11 protein-coding genes are annotated in these 12,534 nt (G+C 71.1%); 5 read left to right on the top strand and 6 right to left on the bottom strand.

All coding sequences use genetic code 11. The annotated features are described in order from the left end of the window. Positions 1–50: 50 nt before the first annotated feature. Both AMK31_RS31005 and abc-f read right to left on the bottom strand, forming a co-directional pair. Positions 51–1,817: an ABC-F family ATP-binding cassette domain-containing protein gene (locus AMK31_RS31005; RefSeq protein ID WP_385312075.1), complete on the bottom strand. Its 1,767-nt coding sequence runs from the start codon at positions 1,815–1,817 to the stop codon at positions 51–53. Positions 1,818–1,833: 16 nt separating this feature from the next. Continuing rightward, positions 1,834–3,468, bottom strand: a complete 1,635-nt coding sequence (abc-f, locus tag AMK31_RS31010) for a ribosomal protection-like ABC-F family protein (protein ID WP_073944033.1) — start codon at positions 3,466–3,468, stop codon at positions 1,834–1,836. A gap of 361 nt (positions 3,469–3,829) precedes the next feature. Between abc-f and msrA the strand changes: the two genes are divergently transcribed. The 4 genes from msrA (at position 3,830) to AMK31_RS31030 (ending at position 7,265) form a co-directional block, all read left to right on the top strand. Further along, the gene (msrA, locus tag AMK31_RS31015; protein ID WP_073944034.1) at positions 3,830–4,345 is read left to right on the top strand and encodes a peptide-methionine (S)-S-oxide reductase MsrA; all 516 of its coding nucleotides are present in this window, start codon (positions 3,830–3,832) and stop codon (positions 4,343–4,345) included. Between the two features lie 241 nt (positions 4,346–4,586). Then, a complete protein-coding gene (locus AMK31_RS31020) occupies positions 4,587–4,859 on the top strand; it encodes a hypothetical protein (protein ID WP_073944035.1) in 273 nt (90 codons plus the stop codon). 198 nt (positions 4,860–5,057) lie between these two features. Then, entirely contained in the window at positions 5,058–5,969 is a 912-nt protein-coding gene (locus AMK31_RS31025; RefSeq protein ID WP_241842768.1) for an alpha/beta fold hydrolase, read from the top strand. Between the two features lie 99 nt (positions 5,970–6,068). Further along, a complete protein-coding gene (locus AMK31_RS31030) occupies positions 6,069–7,265 on the top strand; it encodes a DNA gyrase subunit B (RefSeq protein WP_073944211.1) in 1,197 nt (398 codons plus the stop codon). A gap of 9 nt (positions 7,266–7,274) precedes the next feature. Here AMK31_RS31030 and AMK31_RS31035 read toward each other — a convergent pair whose 3' ends face one another. After that, positions 7,275–7,883, bottom strand: coding sequence for an SUKH-4 family immunity protein (locus tag AMK31_RS31035; protein WP_073944036.1), 609 nt, complete (start codon positions 7,881–7,883; stop codon positions 7,275–7,277). 140 nt (positions 7,884–8,023) lie between these two features. On the opposite strand from AMK31_RS31035, the gene AMK31_RS31040 reads away from it, so the two are divergent. Continuing rightward, a complete protein-coding gene (locus tag AMK31_RS31040) occupies positions 8,024–9,295 on the top strand; it encodes an ROK family transcriptional regulator (RefSeq protein ID WP_073944212.1) in 1,272 nt (423 codons plus the stop codon). Positions 9,296–9,328: 33 nt separating this feature from the next. On the opposite strand, the gene AMK31_RS31045 is transcribed toward AMK31_RS31040, so the two are convergent. The 3 genes from AMK31_RS31045 to AMK31_RS31055 are packed head-to-tail and all read right to left on the bottom strand — an operon-like array spanning position 9,329 to position 12,532. After that, a complete protein-coding gene (locus tag AMK31_RS31045) occupies positions 9,329–10,717 on the bottom strand; it encodes a GH1 family beta-glucosidase (RefSeq protein WP_385312068.1) in 1,389 nt (462 codons plus the stop codon). 28 nt (positions 10,718–10,745) lie between these two features. Next, on the bottom strand, positions 10,746–11,573 hold the full coding sequence (locus tag AMK31_RS31050; protein ID WP_073944214.1) for a carbohydrate ABC transporter permease: 828 nt from the start codon (positions 11,571–11,573) through the stop codon (positions 10,746–10,748). A gap of 5 nt (positions 11,574–11,578) precedes the next feature. After that, positions 11,579–12,532: a carbohydrate ABC transporter permease gene (locus AMK31_RS31055; RefSeq protein WP_073944037.1), complete on the bottom strand. Its 954-nt coding sequence runs from the start codon at positions 12,530–12,532 to the stop codon at positions 11,579–11,581. Positions 12,533–12,534 lie beyond the last annotated feature (2 nt).

The following is a 12,534-nucleotide window of genomic DNA, read 5'->3' on the forward strand; positions in this document are numbered from 1 at the left end:
TCACCATCCTGACAGGTGACTCAAGTCGAAGGCGAGGAGCCCCGTCGCCGTCAGGTGAGCGAACGGACCGGTGCCACCTCCCGCTGCCGGTCGTGGCCCGGCTCCAGCCGGATCTCTCGGCCCTGCCACCGCCGTCGCAGCCAGCGGTCGTGGCTGGCGATCACGACCGCGCCCGGTCCGGTGCCCAGCGCCGCCTCCAGCTCGTCGCACAGTCGTGGGGAGAGGTGGTTCGTCGGCTCGTCGAGCAGCAGCAGCTGGGGCGGGCGGGCCACCAGCAGGGCCAGGGCCAGGCGGCGACGCTGGCCCACGGACAGCTGTCCGACGGGTTTGTCCAGGTCCGCCTCGTGCATCAGGCCGAGCGAGCCCAGCGGCACCCTCTCGGCCCGCGCCGGACCGAGCGACAGTTCGTAGGTGTCGCGGACCGTGCGCTCGGGCCGCTCGAACACGGTGTCCTGGGTGAGCAGGCCCACGGTCAGCCCGCGCCGCCTGCGTACCTCGCCCTCGGCCGTCACACGTCCGGCGAGCACGGCGAGCAGCGTCGACTTGCCCGCCCCGTTGCCTCCCGTGACCAGCAGCCGGTCGGTGGCCGACACGTCGAGGCCGTCCAGCGCGAGCCTGCCCGGCACCCGCACGTCACGCAGGGCCACCAGAGGCCGCTGACTCTCCTCCGCCCGCGGGCTCGCCTCCGCCCGCGAGCTCTCGTCCGCCTGCGCGGCCAGGTCCCCGGGCGCGAAGCGCAGCGGGCGCGGCGGCTCGGCGACCTGGGTGCGTTCCAGTTCCTCCAGCCGCCGGGCGGCGTTGCGCACCCGGCGGGAGATCTGCTTCTGCACCCGGCCCGCCCTGCGGCCGTACCCCATTTTCTCGTTGTCGCGCCGGCCACGGTCCGGTGCCACCCGGTGCGCGGTCACGCCCGCCGAGTGGCGCAGCTCCTCCAACTCCTGCTGCTCCTCGGCGTACCGCCGCTCCCAGCGCTCCCGCTCCGCGCGTTTCTCGGACAGGTAGGCGCTGTAGTTGCCGCCGTAGCGGACCGGGCCGTCCACCGCCGGATCGAGGTCGATCACGTCGGTGCAGACGGCGTCGAGGAACGCGCGGTCGTGGCCGGCGACGACGACTGTCCCGGACAGTCCGCGGACCTGCTCCTCCAGGAAGGCGGCGGCATCGTCGTCGAGGTGGTTGGTCGGCTCGTCCAGCAGCAGCGCCGACGGCCGCCGCACGAGCAGTGCGGCCAGGGCGAGCCGGACGCGCTGCCCGCCGGAGAGCGAGCCGAGTGTGCGGTCGTGCCCGACCGCGCCGAGGCCCAGGCCGTCCAGCACCAGGGCGGCGCGGCGGTCGGCGTCCCAGGACTCACGGTCCTGGGCCTGTTCCAGCCGCCTGCCGTAGGCGTCGAGGAGTTCCTGGTGGAAGGGGTCGTCGTCCGGGACGCGGGCCAGCTCCTCGCCGAGCCGGTCCAGTTCCGCTAGGTCCTCGCGGGCTTCCCGCAAGGCCTCGTCCAGCACCGCGGCGATGGTCGAGCCGGCGTCGTACGGCATCTCCTGGTGGAGGAAGCCGAGGTCGCCCGGGCGCGAGACGCTTCCCGCGTCGGGTTCGTCCACGCCGGCCAGCACCCGCAACAGGGTGGACTTGCCGACGCCGTTCTCCCCGATCAGGCCGATCCGGTGGCCGGGGGAGGCGGTCAGGGAGATGCCGTCGAGGACTCGGCGGCCGCCCAGGGAGCGGACGAGGTCGTGGGCGCGCAAAGTGGTCTGATGGGGCACGGGTGTCCGTCCGGTGTGAGGGATGGTCGGCCCGCCGGGCACGCGGCCTCGGGCGCGGGCCATTGCGCACTCCGGCGGCTCACACCGCTGGGGCCCCGGTCTCCCTGAGGACCCCGTCGGCCAGCCGCAGCCAGCGGCTGATCCCGATCTCGGCGAGGAACCGCTCGTCGTGACTGACCACCATGAAGGCGCCCTGGTAGGAGTTCAGCGCGCTCTCCAACTGCCCTGCGCTGACCAGGTCGAGGTTGTTGGTCGGCTCGTCGAGCAGCAGCAGATGGGGAGCCGGCTCCGCGCACAGCACGCACGCCAGGGTGGCGCGCAGCCGCTCCCCGCCGGAGAGCACCCCGACCGGCAGGTGCGCCCGCGGGCCCCGGAAGAGGAAGCGGGCCAGCAGGTTCATTCGCTCCGCCTCGGGCCGCTCGGGCGCGAACTCGGCGAAGTTCTCCGCCACGGTGCGTTCCGGGTCCAGCAGGTCCAGACGCTGGGACAGATAGGCGATCCGGCCGTCGTTACGCTTGATCTCCCCGCTGTCGGGGGCGAGTTCGCCGGTGACGAGACGCATCAGCGTGGTCTTCCCGGCGCCGTTGGGGCCGGTCAGCGCGATGCGCTCCGGACCTCGCACGGTCAGGTCCACACCGTCCGCCGCGAACACGGCCTTGTCTCCTAGGCGGACCTGCATCGCCTTGGCGAGGAAGAGGTTGCGACCGGCGGGCACCTGGGTTTCGGGCAGTTCCAGGGCGAGGCGCTGGTCCTCGCGCAGTGCCCGCCCCGCCTCGTCTAGGCGGGCCTTGGCATCGCTCACCCGGGCCGCGTGCGTCTGTCCGGCCCGGCCCGCGGACTCCTGGGCACCACGCTTCATGTTGCCGGCGAAGATGCGGGGCAGACCGGCGTTCTTGAGGTTGCGGGCGGCGTTGCTCGCGCGGCGCTCGGCGCGTTCGCGGGCCTGCTGCATCTCCCGCTTCTCCCGCTTCAGCTCCTGCTCGGCGTTGCGGACGTTCTTCTCGGCGACCTCCCGCTCGGCACGCACCGCCTCCTCGTACTCGGTGAAGTTCCCGCCGAACAGGCGCAGTTCGTCGCTGCCGAGTTCGGCGACGCGTTCCATGCGGTCGAGCAGCGCCCGGTCGTGGCTGACCAGGAGCAGACAGCCGCCGAAGTCCGACAGCACGTCGTACAGCTTGTGCCGGGCCTCCAGGTCGAGGTTGTTGGTGGGTTCGTCGAGCAGGAGGACGTCGGGACGCTTGAGCAACTGGGCGGCGAGGCCGAGTGAGACGACCTGGCCGCCGCTCAGCGTGCTCAGGCCGCGGTCCAGGGTGAGATCGGCCAGGCCGAGGCGGTCGAGCTGGGCACGGGTGCGCTCCTCGATGTCCCAGTCGTCGCCGATGGTGGTGAAGTGCTCCTCGCTGACGTCGCCGGACTCGACGGCGTCGAGAGCCCGGATCACTTCGGCGACGCCCAGCACCTCGGCGACCGTGAGGTTCCCGGTCAGGGGCAGGCTCTGCGGGAGATAACCCAGCGTTCCGTTGACGGTCACCGAGCCGCTGACAGGCTTGAGTTCACCTGCGATCAGCTTCAGGAGGGTGCTCTTGCCGGAGCCGTTCGGGGCGACCAGGCCCGTACGACCGGGGGACACGGTGAAGGACAGGTCGTGGAAGACAGGGGTGTCGTCGGGCCAGGCGAAGGACAGGTTCGAGCAGACGACGGCAGCGTCGGACATGGATGGCCACCTCGGAGGTACTGGGGCAGAGCTTGGACCTCTGCCCTGGGCAGACGGGGAAAAGTGGGTACGACGAAACGGACCACCTCAGCAGCGCCCCTTGGCGCCGGCCGGTGGCCGTCAGATCCGGATCTCACCCGGAGATGTCGTCTTCACCCACCACGTCTGTGACTCCTCGATAGACGATCTAGGTCAATCACGAGCGTAGCAGCTTGTGTCCCGTTGCCGGGAGGGAGGCGGTTGCCATGACGCCGCGCCTTGCGTCACCTGTCAAGGCGGTGATGCAGCGATGAGGATCCAGCAGTGTGCGAGGCTGGGTCCGAGCACGAGTGCATGGACACGCAGAGGAGGCTGAAGGGTCATGAGTGACGTGGAGGAAAAGGCACTGCTGGCGGGCGGGTGCTTCTGGGGCATGCAGGAGCTCATCCGGTCGCTGCCCGGCGTGGTGCGCACCCGTGTGGGCTACACCGGCGACAACGACAAGCCCCGTCCCACCTACCGCGATCACGGCCGGCACGCGGAGTCGATCGAGATCGTCTTCGATCCCTCGGCCACCGACTACCGCACGATCCTGGAGTACTTCTTCCAGATCCACGACCCGACCACGAGGAACCGGCAGGGCAACGACGTCGGCCTCAGCTACCGCTCCGCCATCTTCTACCTCGACGACGAACAGCGGCGCGTCGCGCAGGACACCATCGCCGACGTCGAGGCGTCCGGGCTGTGGCCGGGACCGGTGGTGACCGAGGTGGAGCCGGCCGGTGAGTTCTGGGAGGCCGAGCCGGAGCACCAGGACTACCTGCAGCGCTACCCGGACGGCTACACCTGCCATTTCCCGCGTCAGAACTGGCGCCTGCCCAGGCGCGACGAGTCCTGACGACCGGCGCGGCCGGGAGGAGCACCGCTCCTTCCGGCCGTGAGATGACTCTCATGCGCGTGCCGTCACCTGTCAAACCGGTGACGCAAGCTGGTCGCCGTGCCCGGCTGGAGCCGGCTCCTCTCGTTCCCGGCCGGCGCGCGACGCCTGCCGGCCCAGGTCCGCCGGTCTGCCACCTCCGCCGGGCTGCCACCTCATGAGCGGACCCGCACTGTCAGTGGTGCCTGCGAGGCTTGCCGGCATGGACAGCGAGGATGAGCAGCTGCTGCGCGGCCGGGTCTACGGCGCCGACCACGACCACCCGGGCCCGAAGCCGGGCCAGCGCTACGTCGAACTGGTCGGCGGACCGCTGGACGGGCTGCTGCTCGACATCACCGGTTGGACTCAGGACGAGATCGACACCGGCGTCGCCCTCCCCACCGAGCTGGGCCGGTTCGGCGCGGGCGGACGAGCACTGTACGACCCACGCCGCGGCGAGCCCCACCGCTTCGACTGGACCGGCGACACCCCGTGAAGTCCGCCCGTCAGTTCGCGGGGCGTGACCGAGCAGCCACGGCGGGGATGCCGGACGCCCGCAGCCTGCGGGCCAGGAGCTCCATCTCAGGGAGGGTCCCTGAGTAGTCACCGCTCAGCACGCGGCGCAGTACAGAGGGCTTGGACACCGCAGCACTCCAGCTCCGCACCGCAGTCCTGTGGCCCACCGCCGGTGCCGATGGCCCGCATCGCACAGGAGACCTGGTGCGCGGCGGTCTTCGCGTCCCGGCCGGAAGCCGAGATCATGGCGTGGGAGGTGTATTCCATGGGCGAGTACGTCGAAGTCAACGGAACCACGCTCTGGACCGAGACCCGTGGTGAGGGGCCGGACGTCCGGCTGATCGCAGGGCTGAGCGACCCCGCCGAGGCGTGGCAGGCGCAGCTCGACGGGCTGTCGGACCGGTACCGGCTCATCGCCTTCGACAACCGGGGGTCGGGGCGGACGCCGTTGCCCGAGGGGCCCATGAGCGTGGCCATGATGGCGGACGACGCCGCGGAACTGCTCCGGGCGCTCCGGGTCGACAAGGCGCATGTCGCCGGTTTCTCGGGCGGCAGCGCGATCGCTCAGGAACTGGCACTCCGTCACCCGGACGTTCTCCGCAGCCTCGTCCTGATGAGCACTTGGGCGAGGGCCGACGCGTACTTCACCGCCATGACCCGCTTCTGGCACTGGCTGGCGACGGAGGCGCCCGACGAACGCGCCATGCAGGAGGCGTTCTTCCTGTGGATCTACACGCCACGCGCCCACGCCGACGGCACGGTGCAGCGGATTGTCGACGAAGCGCTCGCCTTCCCGTATCCGCAGCCCGCCGAGGCATTCCAGCGTCAACTCGAGGCGTTCGTCCCGCACGACACCCTTGAGCGGCTGCCCACCATCACGGCACCGACCCTCGTCCTGGCCGGCGAACTGGACAGGGCCACGCCGCCTCGGCTCGGGCGGGTCGTGGCCGACGCCATCCCGGGCGCCCGCTTCGAGGTCATGACGGGGGAGGCCCACCAGCCGTTCCAGGAGTCCCCGGACGCTTTCAACGCACGGGTCGACGCCTTCTGGCGCGAGGTCGACGGCGGTCGCGGGACTCTACCGTCCTGATCGCCCACGGGCCCTTTGGCCGACCGGAGTCGGACCGGAGTCGGAGGGGTGCTCACCGGCCCGAGGCCTCCCGCCGGTCCCTTCTCTCAGGGGGCCTTCGTGAGTGAGGACTGGGCCGAGTACGACACCGCCCACATCCAGGTGCTGGAGGGGGCGGCAGCCATCCGGAAGCGGCCCGGGATGTATGTCGGCTCGACCGGCGAACGCGGACTGCACCACCAGGTGTTCGAGGTCTCCGACTGGGCGGTCAACGAGGTTCTCGCCGGTCGTGCCGGCCGCGTCGACGTCGAGCTGACAGCCGACGGTTGCGTACGGGTCGGCCTCGACGGGCCGGGGATTCCCGTCGAGGCCGACGGGGACACCGGCGGTCCCAGTCTCGAAGCGCTGCTGACCCGCGCGCACGCCGGGCCGCCGCCCGGCGGCCGCCACTCCTTGCCCTTGGGCCTCTTCGGCATCGGGCCCCATGTCGCCAACGCCCTGTCGAGCACCCTGACGGCAGAGGTACGGCGCGACGGTGTCCGCTGGGTGCAGCATTACGAGCGAGGCGTCGCGGTCGGCCCGCCCGCCCCGGCCGGGCCGGCGAACGGAAGCGGCACCACCATCCTCTTCCGGCCCGACACCGGCATCTTCGCCACGGTGGATCACTCGTTCGACGCGCTGGCGGAGCGCTTCAGGGAACTGGCCTTCCTGAACCGCGGACTCGCCGTCTCACTGACCGACCGGCGCTCCCCGAGCCGGCCCCGCGAGGCGCGTTTCCTCTTCCCGGGCGGAGCCCGGGACTTCGTCGCCTTCCTCGACGCGTCGGCCGGGACGTCCGCTCAGACGGATGTCCTCGGCTTCGAGCAGGAGTGCCCGCTGATGGCCGGCTCGGTGGAGGTGGCGCTGAGGTGGAACGACACCCCCACGGAACGGATCCGGAGCTTCGCCAACAGCGCACCCACCCCGGACGGAGGGTCGCACGTGGTGGGCTTCCACGACGGGATGGCGGCCGCGATCAACGCCTTCGCCCGGCAGCGACAGCTGCTGACGGACCCGGACCCGGACCCGGACCCGGACCCGAACCCGGCCCCCGACCTCACCGCCGACCGAGTCGGCGCGGGGTTGACCGCGGTCATCTCGGTGAAGCTCGACCGTCCCGAGTACCTGGGCTCCACGCGCGGTGTGCTGGGCAATCCCGCGGTACGTGACTGTGTCGCGCACGCCGTCCGGGAAAACGTGGGCGCTTGGTTGGCGGACGCGCCGCAGCCGGCCGCGGCCGTCGTCAGCCGAATCGTCCGAGGTGCCGACTGCGACTGACCCCTGACCTCACTGGTCCGGTTCCCACCCCAGGTTCTCGAAGATCTCGTCCCAGAACGCGGAATCGTCCACGTTCAGGTCGCGGCGGATCATGCGCTCACGCAGATCGGTGACGGCGGCCGTGCGTACCGCGTCGTCGTCCGATCGCAGGGCGTCGCTCGACTCGGCGATCAGCCCGAGGAGCACGGCCAGCACGGGGAGGGAATCGGCGGCCGGTCCCTGCCACCCTTGCCCGTGGTCCCACCCGTTGGGGTCGTAGTGGGTGATGCCGCCGTCCGCCGCGTCGAGCATCAGATGCTGGTCGCCCGAGGTGGCGACGGCGAAGCAGAAGTTCTCGGGCGGGCTGTCGTCGTCGGGGTAGCGGTTGCCGTAGATCTCGTCGGCATCGAACGCCTCCAGCCCGTCCTTGTGGCGCACGTGCCTCGTGTCGATCCCCGCGACGTCGAGGCGGACGGCGGGAAAGCCGACCTCGAGCAGGAACTCCCTCGACTCGGCATCGGTCAGCTCGGCCGGCAGATCGGCTTCGTCCGGCCGCCAGAGGGTGCCCGCGCCCAGCCGTTCCTCCAGCCATACGGCGTCCGGTATCACCGGTATCAGCGGAGTGTCGTTGCTCTTCACCGCGTGGCCCCCATGAGTTCCGCGTGTTCGATCATTGCCGGCCCCAGTCAATCGCACCGCCGCCGGCCCGCGGCGGGCGGGAGGGCGTGCGCCCCCGGCGCGGCCGTTTCACCAGCCCCGTCGCTACGCTCGACACCGAGATGAAGAGCAACGTGATCCCGCTGGGGCCGAAGGCCGACAAAGTCACCGTCAGACGGCACAACCTGAGCCTGGTGCTGAGGACCGTGCACGACACCGGCGAGGTGACCAGGGCCGGGATCGCCGCGCGTGTCGGTCTGACCCGGGCCGCGGTGTCGTCCCTCGTCGAGCAACTGCTGGACTGCGGCTTCGTCACCGAGTGGGGCAAGACGAGCAGCGGCCAGGCCGGACGCCCCGGCACGGTCCTCAAGGTGGCCCGTACCGGTCCGGCGGGGCTGGGCGTGGAGATCAACGTCGACTACATCGCCGTATGCGTCGTCGACCTCGCGGGCACCGATCGCGTAAGGCTCGTGGAGCACGTCGACAGCCGCGGGGTGCAGCCGTCGCAGGTGCTGGCGCGGGCGGCACGGCTGGCCGCGCGGGCACTGGGCTCGGCCGCCGAGCAGGGCCTGGAGCCGGTGGGCGCCCATGTCGCGGTGCCGGGTCTGGTCGCCGGGGGCACCGTCCGCCAGGCCCCCAACCTCGGCTGGAAGCGGGTCGCCGTCGAAGGTGTCTTCGCCCAGGCACTGCTGGCGCTGTGGCCCGCCCGGGCACTTCCGGTCAGCTCGGACAACGAGGCCAACGCCGCCGCGCTCGCGGAGCTCTGGTACGGCGCCGGGACCGGGGGCGTGCGAAGTTTCCTGTATCTCACCGGCGAGATCGGGATCGGCGGAGCCCTGGTCCTCAACGGGGAGCTGCTGCGCGGCGCCCACGGCTTCGCCGGCGAGATCGGGCACATGGTCGTCGATCCGGACGGGCAGCCGTGCCGGTGCGGGGCCCGCGGGTGTCTGGAACAGTACGCCGGGCAGGCCGCCCTGCTGAGCACCGCCGGCATCGACGCGGACGCGGGCGTGCCGGGCGTCGCCGAACTCCGGCGCATGGCCCGGCAGCAGGATCCGTCCGCGCTGGCCGCGATGGAGGGCGCCGGACGGCAGCTGGGCGTGGCGGTGTCGGGCGCGGTGAACCTCTTCGACCCGGACGCGGTGATGCTCGGCGGTGTATACCGGGAGCTGTACGAGTGGCTTGCTCCCGCCGTCGACCGCGAGCTCGCGCGCCGGGTGGTGTCCGGGCTGTGGAGCGAGGACCGGACCCGGCTGCGGGCGGCCTCCCCGCTGGGCGACGCGGCACGGGGCGCGGCCGGTGTCGTGGTCAGGGAGGTGCTTGCCGATCCGGCGGCCTACGCCGAGCGAGGCGACAGCGGACCGCGGAGCGAAGCGAGCACGGCCGGGGAGTAGGCGGGGGTGGGCGAGCCGTCAGCCCCACCCCCATCAGCCGCCCTGCGCAGCGATCATCGCCCTGTACCAGTGGTAGCTGTCCTTCGGAATGCGCCGCTGCGTCTCGTAGTCGACCCGTACGATCCCGAAGCGCTTGGCGTAGCCGTAGGCCCACTCGAAGTTGTCCAGCAGTGACCACACGTAGTAGCCCCGGACGTCCACGCCCGCGTCCATCGCGGCCCGCAGCGCGGTGAGGTGGTCCCGCAGGTAGGCCACGCGGTCGGTGTCGTGGACCGCGCCGTCGGGGCTCACGGCGTCGTCCTCGGCGGAGCCGTTCTCCGTGATGTGGACGGGGGGCAGCGCGTCGCCGTACTGGTTCTTCAAGCGCACCAGCAGGTCGGTGAAGGTGCCGGGGACGACCGGCCAGTCCATCGCGGTGTGCCGCACGCCGGGGAGCCGTACTTCCTCGTAGCGGTTGTCCGTGGCCACGCGCCGCGCGGGGTCGTGCTCGCGGTGCGGGGCGTCGGCGACGACGATCGGCCGGTAGTAGTTGATGCCGAGGAAGTCCAGCGGCTGGGAGATCAGCTCCAGGTCGCCGTCCCGCCGGAAGTCCTGCCCGTTGATCAGTTCGCCCCAGGTCTCCTCCTCCGTGGCCGGGTAGCGGCCCGCCAGGAGCGGTTCGGTCCACACCAGGTTGTGCTGGGTGTCCGCGCGGACGACGGCCGCCACGTCTGCGGCGGAGTCGGTGGCCGGCAGGTTGTGGTCGAGGTTGAGCGTGATGCCCACCTCGCGTGCTCCCGCCGCGCGCAGCGCCCGTACGGCCAGACCGTGGCCGACGAGGAGGTGGTGGGCCGCGGCCAGCGCGCCCCTGCCCTCGCGGGCACCCGGCGCGTGCCGTCCGACGGAGTAGCCGAGGAAGGCACTGCACCAGGGCTCGTTGAGAGTGATCCAGCGCGGTACGCGGTCGCCCAGGTGCTCGGCGACCACCGCCGTGTACTCGGCGAACCGCTCCGCCGTCTCCCGCACCCGCCAGCCGCCCCGGTCCTCCAGCGCCTGCGGCAGGTCCCAGTGGTAGAGGGTGGCGGCGGGTTCGATGCCGGCCGACCGCAGCTCGTCGACCAGCCGGGAGTAGAAGTCCAGCCCTTTCGGGTTCACCGGGCCGGTACCGTCCGGCACGATGCGCGGCCAGGCGATCGAGAACCGGTACGAACCCACGCCCAGTTCCCGCAGCAGGGCCACGTCCTGCGGATAGCGGTGGTAGTGGTCGCAGGCGACGTCACCGGTGTCGCCGCCCGCCACCAGGCCGGGGGTGTGGCTGTAGGTGTCCCAGATCGAGGGGCCGCGGCCGTCCTCCCGCGCCGCGCCCTCGATCTGGTACGAGGCGGTCGCGGCGCCGAAGACGAAGCCGGGCGGGAAGCTGGGAAAGTCGTTCAGGTCACTCATGTGATGAAGCCGTTTCCAGGAGTGCGGGTCACTTGACGGAACCGCCGGTGATGCCGGCGGCGATGTACTTCTGGGCGAGGACGAGCAGGATCGCCGCGGGCACCGCGGACAGCACGGACGCGGCCATCACCGAACCCCAGTCGCCGACGTGCGCGCCGATGTACTGGTAGATGCCGAGCGTGACCGGCTTGACGTCGTCGGTCGTGTTCAGGGTGAGCGCGAACATGAAGTCGCTCCACGAGAACAGGAAGGCGAACAGGCCCGAGGTGATCAGCGAGTTGCGGCTCATCGGCAACACCACCCGCACGAACGTCCGCACCGGCCCCGCGCCGTCCATCTGCGCCGCCTCGATCACCTCACCGGGGATCGACACCATGAAGGACCGCATCAGCACGATCGAGAACGGGATGCCGAGGGAGGCGTCCGCCAGCATCAGGCCGAAGTAGGAGTTGACCAGGCCCAGGTCGACGTACGAGTTGTAGAGCGCGTTGGCGATGACGATGCCCGGCACCATCTGGGTGATCAGCGTGCCGAACACGATCGTCCGCGAGCCGCGCAGCCCGAACCGTGCGAGCCCGTACGCCGCCGGGGCGGAGATCGCCAGGCAGATGACGACCGCGCCGAGCGACACGACCAGCGAGGTCAGCAGGTGACCGCCTTGGTCGTCCAGGGCCTTGGAGAAGCCGGACAGGTCCAGGCCGCTCGGCACCGGGTCGACCTGGAGCAGACCGGCGGCGGGCTGGAGGGCGGTGTTGAGCATCCAGTACAGCGGGAACAGCATCACGCACAGGATGAGCACCCCGGCGATGGTGGAACCCCAGCGGCGGCCGGATGTCGTGGGCGTGCGAGAGGCCACGGACGTCACTTCCCCTCGGTGCGGTTGGCCCGCAGGTAGAACACCGCGAACACCGCGGAGACAAGGATGAGTACGTTGCCGACGACCGCGCCCGCGCCGAAGTCCAGCTGGACGAACGAGTTCTGGTAGGTCAGCGTGCCCAGGGTCTGGGTGGCGTCGGCCGGGCCGCCGTCGGTGAGGGCGAGGATCAGGTCGAGGATCTTCACCGTCGACATGAAGCCGAGGACGAGGACGACCGTGATCACCGGCTTGAGCATCGGCAGGGTGATGGAGCGGAACGTCCGCCAGGCCGAGGCGCCGTCCAGGGAGGACGCCTCGTACAGCTCCTTGGGGATCTCCTGCAGACCGCCGTACAGGATGACCAAGTTGAACGGGATGCCGATCCAGACGTTGACCAGGATCACCGACAGCAGCGCCATGTCGGGGCTGGTCAGCCACGGGGTGTGGCCGCCGGGGCCGAGCGTGTCCAGGAACGAGTTCAGTACGCCCGTGTCCTGGTCGAGGATCCGCCGCCAGACGATGCCGGACACCACCATGGGCACCAGCCAGGGCAGCAGGATCAACGACCGCAGGACGCCGTTGAGCGGGAAGCGGCGGCTGAAGAACACCGCGAGGGCGAGCCCGATGCAGAACTGGCCGAGCAGCGAGCCCGCGGTGAACACGAGGGTGTGCCGGAGCGCCTTGCCGAACAGGGCGTCCTGGAGGACGTTCGACCAGTTGTCGACGCCGTTGAAGGGCGCCTCACCGGTGAAGAAGGTCTTCGGCGTGTAGTGCTGGAAGCTCATCACGACGTTGCGGACGAGCGGGTAGCCGAAGAACAGCAGCATGAAGACGACCGCGGGGGCGACGAACCCCCACTGGGCCAGCCTGCGGCGGCGGCGCAGCCGGGCCGGGTCGGGCGCGGTGGCCGGACCGGACGCCTTCGCCGGCGCCTGAGCGGTGACGGTGGACGTGGTCATGG

This window comes from Streptomyces sp. TSRI0107 (assembly GCF_001905845.1).
Taxonomy (GTDB): domain Bacteria; phylum Actinomycetota; class Actinomycetes; order Streptomycetales; family Streptomycetaceae; genus Streptomyces.